Raw genomic sequence first — 21,289 nt, 5'->3', positions numbered from 1 at the left:
AATTTGACTCAATGGCCCGAATCACCACGCTTTGCGGCGTTTCTCAGCGGCTTCTCAACAGAGTTATCCACAGAAATTGTGGATTGCTGAGCGCTGGCGCCAAGGCTTATTTGAGCGTTTTTTGCAAGCCTTTACCCGGCTGTAAAAAAGTGTAGAGTGCCGCCCCCCTTGGCTATTTGCTGAACCCATGAAGCGTCTACATCCGACCATTCATTCAACCTGCGCTGCAATGCCGCGCAGTGGTTTGCCGCTGCGGCTGGCCGGCTGGTTGTTGGATAGCCCGAGACTGGGACAGGCCACCAGCGTCAAGCGCCTGGCCGGCAACCTGCTCAAGCAACCGGCGCGTCAGGGTGTGGTAGAAGCGCAGAGCCGGCTGGGATTGCTGTTGTGCCGCGATTGCGGCAACGCCCGCGATCGGCGTATCGGCCAGGCGCTGTTGCAACAGGCGGCACGCGCGGGCGATGAACGTGCCCTGCAGGCGTTGGGCCAGGCGGAAAACCCGCCGCTTTCCGAGTAATTCTCCTGGTTTGGCCGCACGGCCCGATCAGTGGGCTGGATATACTCGCCGCATTCGCTGAAATCCATGCCGGGAGCTGTCATGCCGATCCATGTTTCCTATCTTTTAGCCGGCTTGTTGCTGGCCGCGTTGCCCTTGCTCGGCCTGGCGTGGCAGCAGCAGCGCCAACTGGCGCGGCTGCGCGCTGAAGCGGCAGTTCTCAAGGAGCGCGCCGACACCGCCTTGCTGGCCCAGGATGTGCTCGGCGGCCAGTTGAATGAGTGCCGTCAGGAACTCGCCGAAGTGGCCCAGCACAATGCCGCGCAACAGGCCGAACTGGCAGCCCAGCGCCGCGAGCGCGAACTGCTGGCCCTGGACCAGCAGCGCGCCCGTGCCGACCAGCAGGCCTGGCTCACCGAACGCGAACACAAGGAAAGCGAACTGCGCCGGCTGGGTGCCGAGCGTGCGGCCCTGGCGGCGGAGCTGCACGAGCAGCAGCAGGCTCATCAACAGCGTTTGCAGGATTTGCAGGGCGCGCGCGACGAGCTGCGTGCGCAATTTGCCGAGCTGGCCGGCAATATCTTCGCCGAACGCGAGCAGCGTTTCGCCGAGTCCAGCCAGCAGCGGTTGGGCCAATTGCTCGATCCCCTCAAGGAGCGCATTCAGGCGTTCGAAAAACGCGTCGAGGACAGTTATCAGCAGGAAGCTCGCGAGCGTTTCTCGCTGGGCAAGGAACTGGAGCGCCTGCAGCAGCTCAATCAGCGCCTGGGCGATGAGGCCACCAACCTGACCCGCGCCCTGCAGGGCCAGAAGACCCAGGGGAACTGGGGCGAGCTGGTACTTGAACGGGTGCTGGAGCATGCCGGGCTGGTCAAGGGCCGCGAGTACCACACCCAAGTCAGCTTGCAGAGCGCCGAGGGCCAGCGTTTTCAGCCGGATGTGCTGATCCAGCTGCCCGGTGAAAAACAGGTGGTGGTGGATTCCAAGGTCAGCCTGACCGCTTATCAGGCGCTGGTTAGCGCAGAAAATGACGAGGTGCGCGAGCAGGCGCTCAAGCGTCATGTGCTGTCACTGCGCAGCCACCTGAAAGGCTTGTCGGTGAAGGATTATCAGCGCCTGGAAGGCTTGCACAGTCTGGATTTCGTGTTGCTGTTCGTGCCCATCGAGGCGGCGTTCGCCGCGGCCTTGCAGGCCGATCCGGGCCTGTTCCAGGAAGCCTACGACCAGCACATCGTGATTGTCAGCCCGACGACGCTGCTGGCCACCCTGCGGGTGATCGACAGCCTGTGGCGTCAGGAACGCCAGAGCCAGAATGCCCGTGAAATCGCAGAGCGCGCCGGAGCGCTGTACGACAAGTTCGTGGCCTTCGTGCAGGATTTGGACGAAATGGGCAGCCGCCTGCAGCAGTTGGACAAGGCCTACGCCAGCGCCCGGAACAAGCTGGTGGATGGCCGCGGCAACCTGATCGGCCGGGTGGAAAATCTCAAGCTGCTGGGGGCGCGCGCCAGCAAGAGCCTACCCAATGAACTGCTGGAACGTGCCGCCGGCCTGCCGGCGCTGGATGATCAGGACATCTGATGCTGTTCTAGCTTTCAGGGCTGCGGCTAACGGCGTGACTGTGCTGAGTGGAAATCGTTTTCCACCTGGTGGGTGAACTGCCGCATCCAGTCGGCCATTTTCTGGGGACGCGCCAGCAACTGCCAGTGCCCCGCGTCAGCGTCGCGTCGAGTTACGTTGGGCGCCCAGCGCGACAAGCCGTCGAACAGTTGCGGGCGCACGAAGCGGTCGCGCAGCGGTACGATCAGTTGCACCGCCACCTCGGTGCTGCGCAGGCGCGGCCTGAACAGGCAGCGGAAGAAATTGGCTCGGTACAGGTGGATGCCATGCATGCCATCGGCGCGCTGGCTGGTACTGGGGGGCATGTTTGGCAACCCTTCAAGCCTGGCCAGCAACCACGGCCAGGCCCGGTCCAGTCCCAATCGCCAGCACAGCTCCGGTAGCAGCGGAATGTGGAAGAAGCCGATGTACCAGGAGCTGAGCAATTGCCCGGTCAGCTGGCTTAACGCGCCGGTCCGTCTTTTGGGCTTCAGGCGGTCGCGCATCCAATGGCCAACGTGATCGAGGCAAGGACCGGAAATACTGGTAAATGACGCCAGTAGCGGCTGCATGCGCGGCTCGGTTACCGCTTCCCAGCACTGAATCGAACCCCAGTCATGGGCCAGCAGGTGCACAGGGCGATCCGGGCTGGTGGCGCGAATCACCGCTTCAAGGTCATTGGCCAGCTTCTTTAGTCGGTAGTCCTGGCGCCGTCGGGGTTTTTGCGAGGCGCCGAAGCCGCGCACGTCATAGGCGATGATCCGGTAGTCGTCAGCCAATTCACTAATCAGCGGCAGCCAGACGGTATGGTTATCGGGGTAGCCATGCACCAGCAGCAAGGGTGGTGCGTCGGCCCGGCCCCAGCAGTAAACCGCCAGGCGCACGCCATCAGCGGATATATCCAGACGTTGCGCTTTCGCCGTGTTCAGGTTGATCGCAGGTGCGGGTTGAACAGGCGTGGAAGGCGTGTCGGTGTGGCTGGGCATGACGACTCCTGGCGGTGGCGTGACCGTGACAGCCCTCAGTGTGATGCCGATTGTTCCTGGGCGATGGGAGCCACGCGCTCGCTGACAGCCATCCAGTCCTTGGTTGGGGGAGTCAGGCGTTTTCTTGTCCGCTCGCCGGAGGCCAAAAATGTTCCGCATCACTACCACAGGATGGGTATCGTTGTGCTCAACGCCTTCCTACGGACGCGCGCCCAGGCGCTTCATGCCGTCAACAGCAGCGCCGCGCCGGCCATTAAGCCCACCGCCATAAAGGGCAGGGTACGCAGCGCCAGGTGACGACCACCGACCACGGCGATCAGCAGGCCCTTGACCAGGCTGTTGCTCAACGCGGCGAGGAAGATGCCATACACGGCGGTGCTGGCATGCAGATCGCTCTGGGCATTACGCGCCAGTGACAGGGTGATGGCGTCCACATCGGCCAGGCCGGAGAGCAGGGCGACCAGATAAACCCCGGCATCACCGAACAGCCGACGGCCGCCTTCGACCAGGAACAGGATCAGCACCAGCAGGGCGGCGAAACGCAGCGCCGGCGCCAATTCGAACGGGTTCGACAGTGGCGCCTCGCTGTCTGGACTGCCGGGCTCGTGGGGTCGGGAGATCCACCACAGTGCGCCGGCTGCATAGACCGCGCAACTGACCAGCAAGGGACCAAGCAAAGCGGGCAACAGGCTGGCGTTGATCACGCCGACCTCCAGCAACACGCGCGGAAACATCAGCGCCGAGGTGGCCAGCAGGCCGGCGGCTAGAACGTTGCGCAGGCGCGTCTGATCATGCAGGCGTGCCAGGCTCAGGGTCATTGCGGTGGAAGACACCAGGCCGCCGAGCAGTGCGGTCAAGAGCAGGCCATGGCGCGTGCCCACCAGGCGCACAGCAACGTAAGCGGCGAAGCCAATACTGGCGATCAGCACCACCATCCACCAGATGCTGTAGGGATTGAGCACGCCCCAGGGGCCATAGCCCTGGTTCGGCAATACCGGCAGCAGCACCAGCGAGATGAACAGCAACTTCAGTGCGCCGCTCACCTCGACGGCGGACAGGCGCTTGAGCGCGCCGTGCAATTGGTCCTTGAGGCTCAACAGCACCGCCACCAGCACCGCGCAACTGGCGGCCAGGGCACGGTAATCGGCCAAGGCCAGGCTGCCGAGCACGAAGGTCAGCAGCAGGGCGATTTCGCTGGTCAGGCCGCGATCGCCGTTCTTGTGTAGATCATTGACATACCCGGCCAGCACCAGCAGCCCCAGAACCACCAGGCTGGCGATCCAGGCTCCGCCGCCAAAGGTATCCGCCAGCAAGGTGGACAGTCCGCCGAACAGGCCGACCAGCCCATGGGTGCGAATACCGGCAGCCAACTGGCCATCGTTAAGGGTGCGCCCGCGCCAGCCGCGCTCGGCGCCGATCAGCAGGCCGATGGCCAAAGCGGTAGCAAGGCTGAGAAGTAAGTGGGGAGTATCCATGGAGGTTCCTGGCAAGCGGTGATTCCGGGCCGCATAGTACCGCTCAACACCCCGTGGTAAAGCCACTCAGGTCAATCATGGAAGGACTGGCCCGTGGCAACACGGGCCGTGTCAGCCTCAGCGCAGCTTTAGGTGGCGACTGATCAGCGCGCGCAGGGCGGCGGGTTTGACTGGCTTGCTCAGGTAATCGAGGCCGGCGGCATGCACCTCGCTGATCAGCTCCGCTCGGCTGTCGGCGCTGATCACCACGCCCGGAATCGGTTCGCCCAGGCGGGTGCGCAACCAGGCCATCAGCTCGGTACCGGTGTCGCCTTCATTAAGGTGATAGTCCACCAGGGCCAGTTGCGGCTGCACATCGTCATTAAGCAACTGTTCGCACTCTTCACGGCTGCGCGCCGTCCATACCTGGCAACCCCAGCGGCTCAACAGGCTGCGCATGCCGATCAGAATGCTGTCTTCGTTATCGATGCACAGCACCTGGGCACCGTTCAGGTTGCCGTTATGGATGGCGTTCTGGCGGCCGGTCACCGCACTGGGCGCCGCACTGGGCGCCGCCGAGCGCGCCAGCGGCACGGTGACGCTGAATACGCTGCCCTTCCCCGGCCAGGAACGTACTTCGATGGGGTGCTTGAGCACCTTGCAAAATCCATCGGCAATCGCCAAGCCCAGGCCCAGGCCCTTTTCGGCGCGGGTCTGATGGTTATCCAGTCGCTTGAACTCCTCAAAGATCTCGCGGCGCTTGTTTTCCGGAATTCCGGGCCCTTGGTCCCACACCTCCAGGCGCAAATGGCTGCCGGTGCGGCGCACGCCCAGTAGCACACTGCCTTTGGCGTAGCGGAAGGCGTTGGTAAGGAAGTTCTGTAGCACACGGCGCAGCAGCTTTTGGTCGCTGTCAATGCGCAAGCGGCTGCCGCGCAGGCGGAAGTCGATGCCCTGTTCCTGGGCCAGCGCCTTGAATTCGACGCCCAGGGTGTCGAACAGGCTGCTCAGTGCAAAGGCATGGCGATCCGGGGCAATGCGGTCGTTCTCCAGGCGCGAGATATCCAGCAGGTCGGTGATCAGGTCTTCCACTGAGCGCAGCGAGCTGTCCAGGTGCTGGACCAGTTCGCGGGTTTCCGGTTGCAGACTTTGCTCGGCATGGGCCAGGGACGCGGAAAACAGCCGGGCGGCGTTCAGGGGTTGCATCAGGTCGTGGCTGACGGCGGCCAGGAAACGGGTTTTCGACTGGTTGGCGGCTTCGGCGATGCCTTTGGCGGCAATCAGCGCCACGTTGAGCTGGGACAGTTCCCGGGTGCGCTCGGCGACCCGCTGCTCCAAGCCTTCATTAGCGACCTTGAGCGCCGTCTCGGCTTCGCGGAATTCGGTGATGTCGGTGAAGCTCATGACAAAACCGCCACCGGGCATCGGGTTGCCAATCAGTTCGATGACCCGACCATTGGGGAACAGGCGCTCGGAGGTGTGCGCAGTGCCCTGGCGCATCCAGTACAGACGCTTGATCACATGGTGTTCCGCATCGCCCGGGCCGCACAGGCCGCGCTCGGCGTTGTAGCGGATCAGGTCGGCGATCGGCCGACCGACATAAATCAGCCCCTCGGGGTACCCGAACAGCTCCAGGTAACGGTGGTTCCAGGCGACCAGGCGCAGCGACTGGTCGACCACGCTGATGCCCTGAGTGATGTTCTCGATGGCGCCCTGCAGCAAGGCGCGGTTGAACTGCAGCACCTCTGAGGCTTCGTCGACGATGCGCACCACATCCTCGACCTGCATGTCGCGGCCTTCAATGGCGGCCTTGACCACCGCCCGGGTGGACGAGGCGCCCAGTACCCCGGCGAGCAGGCGTTCGGTGTGGGCGATCCAGTCGCCATCCGCGGCTTGGCTGAGGTTCAGGGCCTTGCCCTGGCGCATGGCGAAGCGTTCGAAGCTCTGCTCGGCGCGTTCATCGCCGACGAAACGTGCGGCCAGGGTGCGCAGGTCGTTGATCTGCACCGCCAGCAAAGGCCGGTTGCTTGGGCGATAGACTTCCTGGCCGATGAAACGGCTGGCCTGCCAGTACTCCGAAACCCGGGTGCGCGAGAAAATCGACACCAGGGCGAAGAGCAGGAAGTTACCGGCCAGCGACAGCACCACGCCGCGGGTCAGGGGATCCACTTCGATCCATAACGGGAAGTACAGTACGGTGCGCAGACCGGGGAAGGCATCCAGCGACCAGCCCAGGCCGCCTGCCACCAGCGGCAATACCAGGGTGTACAGCCAGATCAGCGAACCGGCGGCCAGGCCGGCGAACACACCGCGGCGGTTAGCCTGTTTCCACACCAGGGCGCCGAACATGGCGGGCGCCAACTGGCCGATGGCAGCAAACGACACCTGGCCAATGGTCGCCAGGCTGGCGTTGGCGCCCAGCAGGCGATAGCTGACGTAGGCAAGCAGCAAAATCACCACAATGCTCACTCGGCGTGCGGTGAGCATCCAGTGGCGGAACAGTTCGAAGGGCCGCTCCGATGTCTGCCGGCTGAGCAGCCAGGGCAGCAGCATGTCGTTGGAGATCATCGTTGACAGCGTCACGCTGGCGACGATGACCATGCCGGTGGCCGCCGAGGCGCCGCCGATGAATGCCAGCAGTGCCAGGGCCGGGTGGGATTCGGCCAGCGGCAGGCTGATCACGAAGGTGTCCGGCATCACGCCGGCAGGCAGCAACATCTGCCCGGCCAGGGCAATGGGCACCACGAACAGCGCGGCGAGAGCCAGGTACAGCGGGAACACCCAGCGCACTTGACGCAGGTCCTGCGGGGCGTTGTTTTCCACCACGGTGACGTGGAATTGTCGGGGCAGGCAGACGATGGCGATCATGGCCATTCCGGTCTGCACCAGCATGGCCGGCCAGTTCATCTGCTTCGCCCAAAATGCTTCCAGTTGCGGCGCCAGGTGGGCCTGGCTGAGCAGATGCTCGAAACCGTCGAACAGACCGTAGGTAACGAAAATCCCCACCGCGAGGAACGCCAGCAGCTTGACCAGCGACTCGAAGGCAATGGCCATGACCATGCCGCGGTGGTGTTCGGTGACGTCCAGCTTGCGGGTACCGAACAGGATGGAAAACAGCGCCAGCGCCCCCGACACCAGCAGTGCGGTGTCCGTGGCACTGCTGGTGGTGGAATCCGGGTTGGCGCCGATGAGCAAGTTGACGCCCAGCACGATGGCCTTCAGTTGCAACGCCAGGTAGGGCAGGATGCCGACCAGGCAGATCAAGGCCACCACCACCGCCAGGGGCCGTGACTTGCCATAGCGCGCAGCAATGAAGTCGGCAATCGAGGTAATGCTTTCCTGTTTGGAAATCATCACCATTTTCTGCAGCACCCAGGGTGCGAACAGCAGCAGCAGGACGGGCCCCAGGTAGATGGGCAGAAAGGCCCACAGCTGCTCGGTGACTTGTCCCACGGCACCGAAGAAGGTCCAGCTGGTGCAATACACGGCCAGCGACAGGCTGTAGACCCAGGCGCGCAGGGCGGGCGACAGCGGAGTACGGCGACGGTCGCCATAAAAGGCGATGGCGAACAGAAGGGCCATGTAGGCGAAGGCGACCAGCGCGATCAGCCCGGGGGACAGCGACATGCGAACTCCAAACGTTTCAAAACAGCGTCGGCCGGAGGTGGCCGGACAGGGTGTGGCGACAGTGATCGATCCATGCTCGGTAACATCGGGGCAATGACCGAGTAGCGCAAGGTGATGCCACGTCCGTGCCTATAGTTTCGCAGTAAAGCGGTGCGGCGTCAGGCGTCTTGCTACCAATGTCGCAGATGCCCACCCCAGTTCGACCCTGACACAGCGCAGTGCTCGAAACGGCTTGTTTTATGCCAGGGCGGCACTTCTGGCGGGGCCGATGTTCATATGGGACCGAGGCCCGTCTGGAAAAAACAAGGAGAGTGCGATGTTCATGCCGCAACCTATTACTTTGCAGCGCGGGGCGCTGCGTCTGGAGCCTCTGCTCGAAAGCGATATTCCGGCCTTGGTCAGCCTGGCCGAAGCCAATCATGAGCGCCTGGTCTACATGCAGGGCCCTCTGCGTCCGGACTGGTATCGGCAGGCGCTGGTGGAGCAGCGTGAGGGGCGGGCAGTGGTCTTTACGGTGCGCCTTGATGAGAGCGTGGTCGGTACTACACGATTCGCCGATTTCCTGCCTGCTTTGCCGGCAGCCGAAATCGGCTGGACCTGGCTCGACCATCACCAGCACGGCACGGGACTGAACACTTCGATCAAGTTCCTTCTGCTGCGCCAGGCGTTCGAGCAGTGGCAATTGGTCCGCGTGCAACTGAAAACCGCCGCCAGCAACTTGCGTTCCCAACGGGCGATTGAAAAGCTCGGCGCTCGGCGCGAGGGCCTGTTGCGCAACCATCGTCGCCTGGCGGACGGCCGTCTCGACGATACCGTGCTGTACAGCATCACCGACCTGGAATGGCCAGACGTCAAGCGGCAACTCGAGGACAGTTTTGCCGGTGGGCGTGCCAGCGAGCATTCCCTACAAAGCGGCCCGCCGAAACAGCCCCTGGCGGCCAAGTGAAGGATTTGCGGGTCGTCGCGCTCTGAGGCCGCTGGCAGAGTGAGACGAACCACGCCGACTTGGTGTAGGTTTCTTCTCCCCAAGGAGAAACCATGTCCCGCTTACACGAATTCCTCAATGGCGCCCGCGATACCCTACCTCTGATTCTCGGCGCGATTCCCTTCGGCATCATCTTTGGCACCCTGGCCAGTGCCGCTGGCCTGTCCCTGTGGCAGGCATTGGGCATGTCTCTACTGGTCTTCGCCGGCTCCGCGCAATTCATTGCGGTCAGCTTGCTGGGGGGCGGCGCCGGTATGGTCGTACTGCTGCTCACCACCTTTGTGGTCAACCTGCGACACGCCCTCTACAGCGCCACCCTGCAACCGTTCGTGCGCCATCTGCCGGGCCGCTGGCGGGCGCCCCTGGCGTTCTGGCTGACCGATGAAACCTTCGCCGTGGTCCAGCACCGCTACGCGGCACGCGACGAGTCAGCGCATAAACACTGGTATTTTTTCGGTTCCTGCCTGGCCATGTACACCAACTGGCAGCTGTGCACGCTGATCGGCGTGGCCTTCGGCCAGGCGGTGCCAAACCTGGCGACCTGGGGATTGGATTTCGCGATGCTCGCCACCTTCATCGGCATCGTCGTGCCGATGCTGCGCAATGTGCCGCAAGTTGCCGCGGCGCTGGTGGCCGGTGCAGTGGCATTGGCCTTTCACGGCCTGCCGTACAAGCTCGGCCTGCTGGTTGCAGCACTCGCCGGAATCATCGTCGGTGTCTGGCTGGAGCAGCGTCGTGAAACCCGCCACGCAGTCGGGGAGGATGCCTGATGGATATCTGGTTGCTGATACTGGGTATGGCAGTGATCACCTTCGTCATCCGTTACAGCTTGTTCGCCTGGCCGAACCTGCGATTTCCACCGCTGGTGCGTCAGGGCCTGCGCTATGTGCCCATCGCTGTGCTATGCGCCATCGTCGCGCCGGGCATGTTCATGCCTGACGGACAAACGCTGCAGGTGCGCCTGGACAATGCCTATCTGCTGGGCGGGGTGGTGACCATTGCGATTGCCGCACTCAGCCGTAACCTGCTGGCCACCATCGCGGGCGGGTTGCTGGTGTTCTTTCTGTTGCGCTGGGCGCTGGGTCAGATCTGACTGTCAGTCGCAGGGCGGGAAATCCGCCCTGCGCTGGGTCAGATCTGACTGTCAGTCGCAGGGCGGGAAATCCGCCCTGCGCTGAGACACGTCAATGACTGAGCTTGAGCCCGACCAGGCCGGTGACGATCAGCGCCACACTGGCCAGGCGCAGCGGCGCCATGGACTCACCGAACAGGATGATGCCGGCAATCACCGTGCCGACGGCGCCAATGCCGGTCCACACCGCATAGGCGGTGCCCAGGGGCAGCCCCTTCATGGCCAGGCCCAGCAGCCCCAGGCTGACCAGCATGGCTGCGACCGTCAGGGCGGAGGGAATCAAGCGGGTAAAGCCGTCGGTGTATTTCAGGCCGATGGCCCAGGCAATTTCGAACAGGCCGGCAAAGAACAGAATGAGCCAGGACATGGGGATACCTCCAAAAAGCTGGGGCCGTCCCCTGATGTGAAGCGCTCTTGCGGCCGCACAGGGCCAATAAGAACGCCGGCGGGGTCGTCCCCGCCGGCGTTTTATTTTGCACAGCTGGGCGCCCCGGGCAAGGGGCCCCCAGCATTTTTATTCGGCGGCGGCCTGCTTGGCCGGCGCCGTTTGCGGATCGTTCATGCGCCGGAACACGGTCGCCAGCATCGGGCCGGAAAGGTTGTGCCAGACGCTGAACAGCGCACTGGGCACCGCCGCCAGCGGCGAGAAATGGGCGCTGGCCAAAGCGGCGCCAAGCCCGGAGTTCTGCATGCCGACTTCCATAGACAGGGTCTTGCGCTGCGCCAGTGGCAGGCCGAACAGTTGGCCGGCGGCATAGCCCATGGCCAGTCCCAGGCCATTGTGCAGCACCACCACGGCCATGATCAGCAGGCCGGATTCGGCGATTTTTGCCTGGCTGGCCGCCACCACGGCGGCAACGATGGCGACGATGCTGAACACCGACACCAGCGGCAACACATCCACAGCCACCCGCACGCGCGCGCCCAGCAGGCGCTGCGCGAGCAAGCCGAGCACGATGGGCAGAATCACCACCTGAACGATGGACCAGAACATGGCGCCGAAATCCACCGGCAGCCAGGCCGAGGCCAGCAACCAGATCAGCGCCGGGGTGACGATCGGGGCGAGGAGGGTGGACACCGAGGTGATGGCCACCGACAACGCCACGTCGCCGCGGGCGAACCAGGCCATCACGTTGGACGCCGTGCCGCCCGGGCAGCAGCCGACCAGGATCACGCCAACGGCGATTTCCGCGGGCAGATTCAGGACCTTGCACAGCAGCCAGGCCAGGCCCGGCATGATGATGAACTGGGCGAGTACGCCGATCAGCACACGCAACGGTTGGCGCGCCACTTCGCGGAAGTCTTCAGTCTTCAGGGTCAGGCCCATGCCGAACATGATCAGGCCCAGCAGCGGCACGATCCAGCCGCCCTTGGCGATAGGTAGAAACCAGGCGGGTTGATAGAAGGCCAGTACAGCGAACAGCAAAACCCAGAGGGCGAACGTGTTACCGACGAAGCGGCTTAAAGCGGCCAATGCACGCATGGAGCTTTCCTTGAAAGGCAGATTAATAAAGCCAGGGTTTGCACCGTGTCCGGTTGCGTTGCACCTTCCCGGCGTGACGGGAACGCATGGCAGGCCTGTCGACACACAGGTGGCGCGCCGCCGCAGCCTGCCCATCAGGGCATGCTCCTGTGTATAGGGCTACTGCAACGGGCAGCGGAAGCAGGAATCAAATGGCCTGGGGAATCTCCTCACCGCCAAGGGCTTCGAACAACTGCGGCAGGAACTCGATGAAGGTCAGCATCATCAAGGTAAAGCTGGCGTCCAACTGGCCGAGGGCGTCATCGCCACCGTCCTGTTCAGCCTGGTCCTGCAACAGGTCTTCAAAACGTAGGCGTTTGATCGCCAGCTTGTCGTCCAGCACCAAGGACAGTTTGTCTTCCCAGGCCAGGCTCAGCTTGGTGACCAGCTTGCCGGCGGTGAGGTGGTGCTGGATCTCCTCGCTGGCCAAGTCTTGGCGTTTGCAGCGAATGATGCCGCCATCTTCCTGAGTGTCGCGCAGTTCGCATTCATCCAGCACGTGCAGGCCATGGCTGGCTGCGTTGCTTTTCACCCATTCGGTGAACGTGGCGGTCGGCGCCAGCTTGACGTTCAGCGGCCGTACCGGCAGTGAGCCGAGCACTTCGCGCAGGGTGGAAAGCAGGTCTTCGGCGCGCTTGGAGCTGGAGGCATCGACGAGAATCAGGCCCTGCTCAGGCGCGATGGCGGCAAAGGTGGCGGATTTGCGGATGAAGGCGCGGGGTAAGAAGTCCAGGATGATTTCATCCTTGAGCTGGTCGCGCTCCTTCTTATAGACCTTGCGCATCTGCTCGGCTTCGATCTGGTCGACCTTCTCCTTGAGGGCATCGCGCACTACGCTGCCGGGCAGGATGCGTTCTTCCTTACGCGCAGCCAGCAGATAGAAACCCTGACTGGTGTGCATCAGCGGGGCGTCCGCACCTTTGCCGAACGGGGCGATGAAGCCGTAGGTGGACAGCTCCTGGCTGGCGCAGGAGCGGGCAGGTTTGCTGGCCAGTGCGGTTTCCAGGGCCTCGGCATCGAATCGGAAATCGGCATTGAGGCGGTAAACGAGCAGGTTGCGGAACCACATGGCGGGGAGGATCTCCTGAAAACGCAAAGCGGGCATTATTCCCGCCCGCCGCGCGCAGGCCAACCCTGGCGGGTATCAACGGTGGATGAATCGTCTAAAAAGCAGAAATTTCCTAAGTCATTGGAACATCTGCAAAATTTTTTTCATTTAGGGCTTGCCAAGGTCATTCGGGCTCTCTAGAATGCGCCCCACTTCGAGAGCAAACGGGTGATTAGCTCAGCTGGGAGAGCATCTGCCTTACAAGCAGAGGGTCGGCGGTTCGAACCCGTCATCACCCACCACTCGAGGTAATGCGCAGTGGTAGTTCAGTCGGTTAGAATACCGGCCTGTCACGCCGGGGGTCGCGGGTTCGAGTCCCGTCCACTGCGCCATATTCGATACGGGTCAGACTGAAGCCCGCATCAACGAGAAAGCGACCTTAGGGTCGCTTTTTTCGTTTCTGCCTTCCGCGCATACCGCGCTCATTCCTGCAACGCTAGATTGCCTGTTCGGATTCGAGCCGTGGCCCACTTTTTTCGAGCCACGTTGCCCGCATTAATTATCTGCCCTCGTCGCAGCCGTGCGTTGGGCAGTCACGAGCGCACAAACAAAACAGTGTTCTCCAGGTGGATGTGCTGTATCAGGTCATCGCGAAATTCCCGCAGGCCGCGATACAGCGCGCGCCAGGTGTTGCAGGCGCCGGGCGGCGGTTGGATATCGTGGGTCAGTTCGGCCAGTTGCTCCAACGCTTCGCCGTGCTGATCGTGTTCATGGCGCATCACTGCAATTGGCCCGCCCACCAGTACCGAGGCCGCCACACCCTGGTTGAACATCGGGAACAGAATACGTTCCTCCTTGCACATATGGTGCTCCAGTTCGCCGTAAATCTCGTCCAGCAGTGCGGCCAGGCCGTGGGGGCAGTCGGGGTTGCGGGTGTGAACATGCTCCACGCGGTTGGCCAGACGAATAAGTTCCGGCAGCTGTTCACGGTGGCGGGCGTGGTAGCGCTCCAGAATGTGCTCGATCAACTGCGGGGTAGGCGTCAGCTCCCAGTTGCTATTCGCGCCGGGCTGTTGCTGAAGGTGCAGCAGTTGTTCGGCCACCAGGGTTGCATCGATTCCGCGCTGTTCGCAGGCCTGCTGCAGGGACTGCGCGCCGCCGCAGCAGAAATCCAGCCGTTGCTCGCGCAGGATACGGGTTGCGCCGGGAATGCGCGTAGCCAGGCTGCCGAGTGTTTCGTTCAACAATGCAGTGCTCATAGGGCAGGCTCGTGTCGGATGAAGGGATCGATACTCTGCCGCCAGATAACCCGTGGCCCCTTGACGTTGATCAAGGGGTAAAAAATCGATTGGGCCTAGGCTGACGCTCACATGTTCTCCGGCCCCCGTTGCCGGTAGTACCTCCTTGGGGGGATGGGCTGCACGTCGGTGGCGGTGCAGTCTGCATCGATATTTTCAACGGAGATTTCTTCCATGGCGCATTTATCCAACGCTGAATTCCTGCCTCTGCGCATCGCGGTGCTGACAGTCAGCGATACCCGCAGCCTGGACACCGATACCTCCGGGCAGGCCCTGATCGACGGGCTGTTGGCAGCCGGCCATGAACTGGCCGATCGGGCGCTGGTGAGCGACGACATCTGGCAGATCCGTGCCCGGCTGTGCAGCTGGATTGCCGATGGGCAGGTTCAGGTGGTGCTGATTACCGGCGGCACTGGTTTTACCGCGCGTGACAACACACCGCAGGCGGTGACGCCGCTGTTGGAAAAGACCGTGGACGGCTTTGGTGAGCTGTTCCGGCAGGTTTCCCTGGTCGATATCGGCACCTCCACCGTGCAGTCGCGGGCGCTGGCCGGGATGAGCAACGGTACCCTGGTGTGCTGCCTGCCGGGATCGCCGAATGCTTGCCGCACCGCCTGGCAGAAGATTCTTGTCGAACAGCTCGACAGCCGTACCCGGCCATGCAATTTCGTGCCCCATCTCAAGCGCCCGGCGGATCAGGCGGCGACCTGCTGCGGGAGCCGCTCATGAGCGCCTGTGGCTGTGATACCCACGGGCTGCGCCCGGTGGATGAAGCGATAACGGCCTTGCTGGAGCGCGTGCCGGCAGCGCCGCAAGTAGAGTCGTTGCCCCTGGCGCAGATTCTCGGTCGGGTGTTGGCAGAGGAGGTGCGTGCACCCTCCGATGTGCCGGCCTGGGACAACAGCGCCATGGACGGTTACGCCCTGCGTGCCGCCGATGTGCCGGCGCAGGGTGGCTGGCTGCCTTTGGCTGGGCGTATCGCGGCTGGCGACGCGGCCCTGGAGCCGTTGCCGGGCGGTCATCTGGTGCGGATTTTTACCGGGGCGCCACTACCTCCGGGTGCCGACACTGTGGTGCCCCAGGAGGTGTGCAAGGTGGAGCCCGAGAGGGTCTGGGTACCGGCGCTGGACATCGGCGCCAATGTGCGTCGGCAAGGCGAGGAGTTGCTGGCCGGCACACCAGTGCTGGCGGCCGGCCAACGTATGCGTCCGCAAGAATTGGGTCTGCTGGCCAGCCTGGGCTATGCCCGGGTGGCGGTGTACCAGTCACTGCGCGTCGGGCTGCTCAGCAGTGGCGACGAGCTGCGTGAGCCGGGCGAGGAGTTGGCCCCCGGCCAGCTGTACAACGCCAACCGCTACAGCCTGCTCGGCGTGCTCAGCAGCCTGGGCTTGCAGGTAACGGATTACGGAGTGATGGCCGACGATCTGGCCGTTACCCGTGACACGCTGGCCCGGGCTGCGGCTGAACAGGACGTCGTGATGACCTCCGGCGGCGTTTCCGTTGGTGAGGAAGACCATCTCAAGCAGGCGGTACGCGAACTGGGCGAACTGCACCTGTGGCGCCTGGCGATCCAGCCGGGCAAGCCGCTGGCGTTCGGTGAAATCCACGGCACGCCGTGGCTTGGTCTGCCGGGCAATCCAGCGGCGGCGCTGATTACCGCCCTGGTGGTGGCGCGGCCCTTCCTGCTCAGTGCGCAGGGCTGTCGGGAGGTGGTGCCGCAGCCGCTGCGCCTGCCTGCGGGTTTCGCCTGGCGCAAGCGCAATGTGCGCCGCCAATATTTGCGCGCGCGCCTGGAAACAGTCGACGGCGAACTGCGTGTCTGTCTGCATCCACGTCAGGGCTCGGCGATGCTGACCTCGGCCTGCTGGGCCGATGGCCTGGCGCTGGTCGAATGCAATCACACCCTGGAAGAGGGCGAGTCGGTCGAATACCTTCCGTTCAGCTCGTTATTGAACTAATAGAAGGAAATGGGGAGCGGCTTGTTCCCCATCTGTTTTGGTCACGGGTGATTTCATGTGCGCCATTTCTGCTCCCATTACTTGATGACGTGCAGCTTCGGTTGCTCGGGCGGCGCGGTCATGCGGTCACTGGCAATCAGCTGGCTCAGCTCGTCGTACAGCTGATCGGCTTGCGCACTGGAAAAATCTTCCCGGTAGCGCTTCTTCAAACCGTACTCACTGAGCACCACATGTACATTGGCGGTCACTCCATGCTGGGCCAGGCAGGCCTTGGCGCAGTGCAGGTGGCAGCCGTCGATGGCTAGAATCGGCCGGCCGGCGCTGGCTTTCTTGACCAGCGCGGGGACATTGCCACCCACCCCGGCAATGCAGGACATCTCCGCCAGCCCCGCGCGGTCCAGGCGCACCGCCAGCGTATTGGCCAACTGGGCCACGTTGGAGCAGCCGGAACAGGAATAGACCAGGGCAGGTGACGGCTTGGGCATCGTGGTATCTCCCGGAGGTGGCCTGCAAAGGGCCTCAGTATGGTGGGCGGGTCATGTCTTGACCTTGATCATGCTCAAGGACGGCAGAGCGGTCGGCGCTACCGCGCATGCGCTATCTGACAATCCTCAGTTGCGGTGTTACCTGGGGTGGTGCCCGGCCAGCCATGCGCGGGTCGTCCAGCAACGTTTGCATTTGTGCGTATACCCGTTCGGTTTCCTCGCGGGAGCAGTCTTCGCGATAGCGCTTTTTCAGGCCGTACTGACTGAGCACCACATGGATATTGGCGGTAACGCCGTGCTGTTTTAGGCAGGCCCTGGCGCACTGCATGCGGCAGCCGTCGATGGCCAGGATCGGGCGCTGGGCATTGGCCTTGTCGACCAGTGAGGCGACCCGCCCGCCGATGCCGGCAATGCAGGACATTTCCGCCAACCCGGCGCGATCCAGGCGCACGGCCAAGGTATTGGCCAGTTGGGCCACATTGGAGCAGCCGGAGCAGGAATAAACGAGTGGGAGAGAGGACATGGGCGTTTCATCCTAACGGCTTATTCGCAGTATTGGGCCAGGCTGGGACTGTCGAGCACGCGGATGGTACGACGCTCCATGTCGATCAGCCCGGCATCGATCAGGCGGTGCAGGATGCGTGAGAAGGTTTCCGGCTGGATGCCCAGTTGCGAGGCGATCAGGCGTTTGGGTGCGCGCAGCTGGATTTGGCCGTTGCTGCCTTCCAGTTCCTGGCAGAGAAAGCGCACCACGCGCCGGCTGGCGTTGCCCACCGTCAGGGTGTCGATCTCGTTGAGACGCTGATGCAGGCGAATGCTGAAACTGGCCAGCAGGTCGAGGCAGATCCTGGGTTGCTCTTCCAGCAGGCGCCGGTAATGAGCGCCATCGATGCTCACCAGGCTGCTGGCTTTGAGTGCGCCGGCGGTCACCGGATAATGGCGAGTACCGTTGAACAGCAGGGCTTCGGCGAAGCTCTCCCCGGGCTGGATCACTTCTACCAGCTTTTCCTGGCCTTCGAGCAGGACCCGCGTCAATTTTATCTGCCCCTGGATCAGCAGGTAGAAGCGGTCGGCGTTTTCACCCTGGTGAAACAGCGTCTCGCCTTTATCCAGGCGGCGGAAGATGGCCAGATCGCAAACATCCTGGAACACATCAAGTGGCAACTTCTGGAACAGGTGATGGCGGCGCAGGGCGCTAAGCGTGGCGGGGTCGGTCAGCATAAAGTCACCTCCGTGGACTGCATGGTAAAAGTCACGGGAGCGCGGGCAAATCCCTCCAAGGCGCTACCTCCAAAGAGGCAGGTGTGTAGGGCGGAGGTAGATAAAACGCGCCAGCCCGCGACGGCTGGAGAGGAGGATTCCATCGCGGCTGACGCTGTGGCTAGAGTAGCGTTCGGTGTGCCGGGCACCCTTGACGATGGACAAGACGGGCGTCGCCGACGGGTGATATTTCTGCGCCCCACAGGTTGCGACAGGAAAGGACATGAACGTCAAGCAGTTGTTGATCAACAATCGAAGCTGGTCGGAGGCGTTGCGTGCGCAAGACCCGGAGTTTTTTGCGCGTCTGGCCCGCCAGCAGCGTCCGGAGTTTCTGTGGATCGGCTGCTCGGACAGCCGCGTTCCGGCCAATGATGTGGTCGGGCTGATGCCGGGCGAGCTGTTCGTGCACCGCAATGTGGCCAATATGGTGGTGGCCACCGACATGAATATGCTTTCGGTGCTGCAGTATGCGGTGGATGTCCTGGAGATCCGCCAAGTGATCGTCTGCGGCCATTATGGCTGTGGCGGCGTGCGCGCGGCGCTCGGACATACCGAGATGGGGCTGATCATCGACAACTGGTTACGGGCTTTGAAAGCGCTTTATCATCAAAACCTGCCTCGGTTTGCGGGGTTGGACCACGGCGCCAGGGTCGACCTGCTCTGCGAGTTGAATGTGCAGCGTCAGGTACGCAACGTGTGTCATACCACCATCGTGCAGAACGCCTGGCAGCGGGGCCAGCCATTGGCGGTGCACGGCTGGATCTACGGGCTGGACAACGGCCTGGTCAAGGACCTGATGGTTACCGTGAGCGGCCCGCAACAGCTGGATGCCACCTTCCGCTATGAACCCTAAGAAAGCGGCAAGCCGCAAGCTCTGAGCTTGCCGCTTGCCGCTTGCCGCTATCGCAGGTGCTCCAGGGCCCACACCGCCGCTTCCACCCGCGAGCGCAGGCCGAGCTTGTGCAGCAGGTTCTTCATATGCACCTTCACGGTGCCCTCGGTGATGCCCAGTTTGTTGCCGATCATCTTGTTGCTGTTGCCGAGGGCAACCATTTTCAGCACCTGTCGCTCGCGGTCGGTAAGGTCGGCCTGGGTCGCGCCTTGCGGGCTGCGCAGGGCTTGGGCCAATACCTTGGTCAGTGCCGGGCTGATGACCAGATTGCCGTGTAGAACCCGGCGCAACTGATCGATCAGTTGTTCAGGCTCCATGTCTTTGAGCAAATAGCCGTCGGCGCCGAAACGCATGGCGTCGCGCACGTCCTCTTCAGCGTCGGAGACGGTGAACAGCAGGACCTTGCCGGCATAGCCCTGCTCGCGAATCTTTTTCAGGGTTTCCACGCCATTCATCTGCGGCATGTTGTTGTCGAGCAGGATCAGGTCGGGGCGCAGGTCGGTCAGCAAGTCGAGTGCTTCGGCGCCATGGCCGGCCTCGCCGATGACGTCGAGGTCGTCTTCCAGTTCGAGCAGCTGGCGGATGCCGCGGCGCATCATCGGATGGTCGTCGACCAAGAGCAGGGTGTGCGGAGTGGTCATGCAAGGGCCTCGTTGAAAGGATGGCCAAGAAACTCGGGGCGAAAGCGCAACTGCACGCGAGTGCCATGGGGGATTTTGTCTGTCACGCTCAGTTGCCCGGCCAGGCTGCGCGCGCGTTCCTGCATGATGGTCAGGCCATGATGCTGGCGTTTGTCGTGCTCATGGGACAGCCCGCAGCCGTCGTCTTCGATCAGCAGTTCGACAGCCTCGCCGGTTTGGTGCAAGGCAACTTGCACCTGGCTGGCACCGGAGTGGCGGGCGCAATTGGACAGCGCCTCGCGGGCGATCTGCAGCAGGTGGATCTGTTCGCTGGCCGACAGCGGCACGGCCAGCGGACTGACCTGCAGGTCCACCTCGAACGGGCTGCGCGTCGAGAACTCCAGGGCGGTGTCGCGCAGGGCCTGGTCGAGTCCGCCTTCCTTGATGCTCAGGCGGAAGGTGGTCAGCAGCTCACGAAGTTGGCGGTAGGCGGTGTTCAGGCCGTCGCGGATCTCTTCACTGACCGTTTCCACCTTGGCCAGCGATTCGCCGCGGCGAATCAGCGTTTGCAGGCGACTGACCTGCAATTTGATGAACGACAGTGCCTGGGCCAGCGAGTCGTGCAGCTCACGGGCGATCACGGCGCGCTCCTCGAAAATCAGCAGGCGATGCTCCTGTTCACGCTGGCGCTCCAGCGACAGCGCGGTGCCGATCAGGTTGGCCAGCGCCTGGATCAGTTCCATTTCCCAGGCCTGGGCAGGGCGGCCGCCGGTAAACGCCGCGCGTAATTCGCCGAGCTCGCTGCCCAGGTTGACCACCGGGCAGGCGATCAGGTTATGGCGGTTGTGCAGCGTGCAATTGGCGCAATCCGCCGGTGAGCAGATCTCGCGTAGTTCCTGGCCATGCAGGGCGATCAGCTGGCCCACCGGCTGCTGGGGGTCGCCATGCAGGCACAGCGACAGGCGCAGGCCAGGCAAACGCTCCTGAAAGCTGTCCAGCAGATGGCCGAGGGTGTCGGCATCGGCGGCCTGGCTGGCCAGGCTGCGGCTGCTGCGGTACAGCAGCTGCAAGGCGGCATTGGCCTGGGCCAGGTTGGCGGTTTCTTCGGCGACGCGACTTTCCAGCGTGCGGTGCGATTCCTCAATGGCTGCGGCCATGGCATTGAAGCTGTTGACCACCTGGCCCAACTCATCGGTTGCCTGGTAGTCGACCCGCGCGCTCAGATCGCCGGCGCGAAAACGCTCATTGGCCCGATTCAGCTCCTGCAATGGCGCCAGGACGGTTCCCTGCAATTGATACATGCCGATCATCAGCACGATGGTGGTGACGAACAGCGCCAGGCCTTGAATGGTCTGCTGCCAGGCCTGTTTGCTTTCATTGTCCTGTTGCAAGACATAGACGAACTGGTCGAGTTGCTCGACGAAGCTGTCTGCATGGTCCAGGAACTGTCGGGTATCGCCGCCGAACAAGGCAGGCTTGAGTTCGTTCACCCAGCGCTGATGGAGTTGATCGTAGGCGTGGCGTAACGCGTCGCTGTTCTGCAGCACGCCGGTCAGGTCGGAGCTTTCCAGGCGCTTTTCGAGGTTACCGCCGTGCATCTGCAGCAGCTGGATGTCAGCTCCCGCCTCGATCTTCCAGCTCAGCCGGTAGGTGGCCATGCGCAGGGAGCCGGCGGTATTGATGGCAGCCGCATCGCCTTCGCTGAGGCGGGCGATCACGCCGGAGCTGAGCGCGCTGGCCAATGCAAAGATGGCAATCAAGGCCACCGCGAGGCCCGCTCGGGCCGGCAACGAGCCTTTCAACCATTGCAACATGGCAACTACCTCTAAAGAGTCCGGGGGATCGATCAAGCCGGTTTTCTCAGCAGGCTTGATTGATTAACTTGTTGAATTAAAAAGGGAATTTTAATTTTTACGGGTTTACCTCTTTG

Annotated in this window: 20 protein-coding genes and 2 tRNA genes; 10 read left to right on the top strand and 12 right to left on the bottom strand. The window is 63.0% G+C overall.

From position 1 onward, the window contains the following. Positions 1 to 187 precede the first annotated feature (187 nt). Positions 188 to 517 (top strand): SEL1-like repeat protein, encoded by a 330-nt coding sequence (locus tag H9642_RS12660; RefSeq protein WP_251836805.1) that lies wholly within the window; start codon positions 188 to 190, stop codon positions 515 to 517. Positions 518 to 598: 81 nt separating this feature from the next. Beyond that, on the top strand, positions 599 to 2,074 hold the full coding sequence (locus H9642_RS12655) for a DNA recombination protein RmuC (RefSeq protein WP_251836804.1): 1,476 nt from the start codon (positions 599 to 601) through the stop codon (positions 2,072 to 2,074). 26 nt (positions 2,075 to 2,100) lie between these two features. On the opposite strand, the gene H9642_RS12650 is transcribed toward H9642_RS12655, so the two are convergent. From H9642_RS12650 to H9642_RS12640, 3 genes are all read right to left on the bottom strand, one after another. Beyond that, positions 2,101 to 3,078, bottom strand: a complete 978-nt coding sequence (locus H9642_RS12650) for an alpha/beta fold hydrolase (RefSeq protein WP_251836803.1) — start codon at positions 3,076 to 3,078, stop codon at positions 2,101 to 2,103. Between the two features lie 221 nt (positions 3,079 to 3,299). Continuing rightward, a complete protein-coding gene (locus H9642_RS12645; protein WP_251836802.1) occupies positions 3,300 to 4,553 on the bottom strand; it encodes an MgtC/SapB family protein in 1,254 nt (417 codons plus the stop codon). 117 nt (positions 4,554 to 4,670) lie between these two features. Beyond that, on the bottom strand, positions 4,671 to 8,159 hold the full coding sequence (locus H9642_RS12640) for a hybrid sensor histidine kinase/response regulator (RefSeq protein WP_251836801.1): 3,489 nt from the start codon (positions 8,157 to 8,159) through the stop codon (positions 4,671 to 4,673). A 316-nt stretch (positions 8,160 to 8,475) separates the two neighbouring features. On the opposite strand from H9642_RS12640, the gene H9642_RS12635 reads away from it, so the two are divergent. From H9642_RS12635 to H9642_RS12625, 3 genes are all read left to right on the top strand, one after another. After that, positions 8,476 to 9,105 (top strand): GNAT family N-acetyltransferase, encoded by a 630-nt coding sequence (locus H9642_RS12635; RefSeq protein ID WP_251836800.1) that lies wholly within the window; start codon positions 8,476 to 8,478, stop codon positions 9,103 to 9,105. Between the two features lie 92 nt (positions 9,106 to 9,197). Beyond that, positions 9,198 to 9,914, top strand: a complete 717-nt coding sequence (locus H9642_RS12630) for an AzlC family ABC transporter permease (protein ID WP_251836799.1) — start codon at positions 9,198 to 9,200, stop codon at positions 9,912 to 9,914. Continuing rightward, on the top strand, positions 9,914 to 10,237 hold the full coding sequence (locus H9642_RS12625) for an AzlD domain-containing protein (protein WP_251836798.1): 324 nt from the start codon (positions 9,914 to 9,916) through the stop codon (positions 10,235 to 10,237). Before H9642_RS12630 ends, H9642_RS12625 begins: the two co-directional genes overlap by 1 nt. Positions 10,238 to 10,328: 91 nt before the next feature. Here the strand turns inward: H9642_RS12625 and sugE are convergent, their stop codons facing one another. From sugE to rdgC, 3 genes are all read right to left on the bottom strand, one after another. After that, positions 10,329 to 10,643: a quaternary ammonium compound efflux SMR transporter SugE gene (gene sugE, locus H9642_RS12620; protein ID WP_251836797.1), complete on the bottom strand. Its 315-nt coding sequence runs from the start codon at positions 10,641 to 10,643 to the stop codon at positions 10,329 to 10,331. A 147-nt stretch (positions 10,644 to 10,790) separates the two neighbouring features. Next, a complete protein-coding gene (locus H9642_RS12615) occupies positions 10,791 to 11,759 on the bottom strand; it encodes a bile acid:sodium symporter family protein (RefSeq protein ID WP_251836796.1) in 969 nt (322 codons plus the stop codon). A gap of 187 nt (positions 11,760 to 11,946) precedes the next feature. Further along, complete coding sequence (rdgC, locus tag H9642_RS12610) at positions 11,947 to 12,867, bottom strand: recombination-associated protein RdgC (RefSeq protein ID WP_251836847.1); 921 nt, start codon at positions 12,865 to 12,867, stop codon at positions 11,947 to 11,949. 205 nt (positions 12,868 to 13,072) lie between these two features. Here rdgC and H9642_RS12605 point away from each other — a divergent pair. Together H9642_RS12605 and H9642_RS12600 are read left to right on the top strand one after the other, a co-directional pair. Beyond that, a tRNA-Val gene (locus tag H9642_RS12605) sits at positions 13,073 to 13,148 on the top strand. 13 nt (positions 13,149 to 13,161) lie between these two features. Then, positions 13,162 to 13,238: transfer RNA gene (locus tag H9642_RS12600), tRNA-Asp, on the top strand. A 201-nt stretch (positions 13,239 to 13,439) separates the two neighbouring features. Here the strand turns inward: H9642_RS12600 and ytfE are convergent. Next, a complete protein-coding gene (gene ytfE, locus H9642_RS12595; RefSeq protein WP_251836795.1) occupies positions 13,440 to 14,105 on the bottom strand; it encodes an iron-sulfur cluster repair protein YtfE in 666 nt (221 codons plus the stop codon). A 213-nt stretch (positions 14,106 to 14,318) separates the two neighbouring features. Between ytfE and moaB the strand changes: the two genes are divergently transcribed. Continuing rightward, positions 14,319 to 14,873 (top strand): molybdenum cofactor biosynthesis protein B, encoded by a 555-nt coding sequence (gene moaB / locus H9642_RS12590; RefSeq protein ID WP_251836794.1) that lies wholly within the window; start codon positions 14,319 to 14,321, stop codon positions 14,871 to 14,873. Next, positions 14,870 to 16,102 (top strand): molybdopterin molybdotransferase MoeA, encoded by a 1,233-nt coding sequence (locus H9642_RS12585; protein WP_251836793.1) that lies wholly within the window; start codon positions 14,870 to 14,872, stop codon positions 16,100 to 16,102. Before moaB ends, H9642_RS12585 begins: the two co-directional genes overlap by 4 nt. Positions 16,103 to 16,179: 77 nt before the next feature. Here H9642_RS12585 and H9642_RS12580 read toward each other — a convergent pair whose 3' ends face one another. The 3 genes from H9642_RS12580 to H9642_RS12570 form a co-directional block, all read right to left on the bottom strand. Then, the gene (locus H9642_RS12580) at positions 16,180 to 16,587 is read right to left on the bottom strand and encodes a putative zinc-binding protein (protein ID WP_251836792.1); all 408 of its coding nucleotides are present in this window, start codon (positions 16,585 to 16,587) and stop codon (positions 16,180 to 16,182) included. Between the two features lie 112 nt (positions 16,588 to 16,699). Continuing rightward, complete coding sequence (locus H9642_RS12575; protein ID WP_251836791.1) at positions 16,700 to 17,110, bottom strand: putative zinc-binding protein; 411 nt, start codon at positions 17,108 to 17,110, stop codon at positions 16,700 to 16,702. A gap of 20 nt (positions 17,111 to 17,130) precedes the next feature. Beyond that, the gene (locus H9642_RS12570; protein WP_251836790.1) at positions 17,131 to 17,808 is read right to left on the bottom strand and encodes a Crp/Fnr family transcriptional regulator; all 678 of its coding nucleotides are present in this window, start codon (positions 17,806 to 17,808) and stop codon (positions 17,131 to 17,133) included. A gap of 262 nt (positions 17,809 to 18,070) precedes the next feature. Between H9642_RS12570 and can the strand changes: the two genes are divergently transcribed. Further along, on the top strand, positions 18,071 to 18,700 hold the full coding sequence (gene can, locus H9642_RS12565; protein ID WP_251836789.1) for a carbonate dehydratase: 630 nt from the start codon (positions 18,071 to 18,073) through the stop codon (positions 18,698 to 18,700). 47 nt (positions 18,701 to 18,747) lie between these two features. Here the strand turns inward: can and narL are convergent, their stop codons facing one another. Together narL and H9642_RS12555 are read right to left on the bottom strand one after the other, a co-directional pair. Next, the gene (gene narL / locus H9642_RS12560) at positions 18,748 to 19,380 is read right to left on the bottom strand and encodes a two-component system response regulator NarL (RefSeq protein ID WP_251836788.1); all 633 of its coding nucleotides are present in this window, start codon (positions 19,378 to 19,380) and stop codon (positions 18,748 to 18,750) included. Then, complete coding sequence (locus H9642_RS12555; RefSeq protein ID WP_251836787.1) at positions 19,377 to 21,173, bottom strand: histidine kinase; 1,797 nt, start codon at positions 21,171 to 21,173, stop codon at positions 19,377 to 19,379. Before H9642_RS12555 ends, narL begins: the two co-directional genes overlap by 4 nt. Positions 21,174 to 21,289 lie beyond the last annotated feature (116 nt).

Source organism: Serpens gallinarum (assembly GCF_014836765.1).
Lineage (GTDB): Bacteria > Pseudomonadota > Gammaproteobacteria > Pseudomonadales > Pseudomonadaceae > Serpens > Serpens gallinarum.
This window is presented reverse-complemented; position numbering and strand designations above follow the sequence as displayed.